Annotated in this window: 1 protein-coding gene and 1 pseudogene; one reads left to right on the plus strand and one right to left on the minus strand. The window is 69.1% G+C overall.

Annotated features, from left to right (window positions below; all coding sequences use genetic code 11):
- Window positions 1-412 (minus strand): DivIVA domain-containing protein (locus GH736_RS25575; RefSeq protein WP_159607442.1); only part of this gene is annotated, 412 nt, incomplete at its 3' end.
- A gap of 230 nt (window positions 413-642) precedes the next feature.
- Between GH736_RS25575 and GH736_RS23380 the strand changes: the two are divergent.
- Window positions 643-1053 (plus strand): annotated as a pseudogene (locus GH736_RS23380) (hypothetical protein); the annotation flags it as partial.

Below are 1053 nucleotides of genomic sequence, written 5' to 3' on the forward strand. Positions count from 1 at the left end.
CCTCAGCGGCACCGCGGCGATCATCACCGCGACGGTGCTCGTGAGCGTCGCCCTGCTGGCCACCGGTGCGACGGTGGGCCTGCTCTCGGGCGCTTCGCCGCTGAAGCGGGCACTGCGGCAGCTCGGCGTCGATGTCGGCCTGGGCGATCAGTCGCGTGGACTGCTCCTCGGCCACCCGGAGCGTGTTCTCGAGCTTGGTGCCGAGGCCGGAGAAGGTCGGGCTGCCGACCTCCTCGAGCTCTGCCGTGAGCTCCTCGATGCGGGCGTGGAGACGCTTGTTCTCCTTGGCCTGCTCGGCGAGCTGGGTGTTCGTGTTGATGATGTCGCGTCGGAGCCCGTTGATGCTCTTGTCGACCTCGTCCTTGTCGTATCCGCGGAACACCTGCGTGAACTCGGTCTCTTCGACAGCCAATTCTTCCTCCGGGGTTTGTCCCGCGTTCGTGGGGGGCTCGTGCGGGTCGGTGTCGATTGTACGGGCACGCGCGCCCGCGTGCGCACGCGGGAATGCAGGCCTCGGCAGGCGGCATCCGCGCCGGCGGATGCATCGGGCGCACAGGTGGCGGTTGGCACTCTCCCAGACTGCGCCGGTAATGTGGAGCGTCCCTGTTCGAAGCCGCGGATCGCGGCACCGGAGGTTTCTTCGTGCGCTTCGCCCTCGCAATCGTGGCGTTCATCGCTGCGGCCGTGATGATCGGGTTCGGCATCGCCCAGCGCACCGTCTTCCTCGACCCCGACCGTGTCGTGCTGTCGACCGAGGTCGACTCCGACGCGGCCTACACCGTCATCGAGCCCGACGCGCTCGGCGCGTACGCCGGCAAGCAGACGATCACGGTCTCGGGTCCCGACACGGTCTTCGTCGCCTACGGCCGCGACTCCGACGTCGCGGCCTGGATCGGCGACGAGCCCTACACGAGCGTCCACTACGACGGAAGGACGGCTTCGTGCTGCCGAACGGGCCGCGCGACGAGCGCCGCTTCGACACCGCGTCGGGGAAGGCGGTGCTCACCGTCAATGAGCTCGAGCACCTCGACCGGCCGCCGGGGCGCCTCATCC

Origin of the sequence: Agromyces humi (assembly GCF_009720255.1) — a bacterium.
Taxonomy (GTDB): Bacteria; Actinomycetota; Actinomycetes; order Actinomycetales; family Microbacteriaceae; genus Agromyces; species Agromyces humi.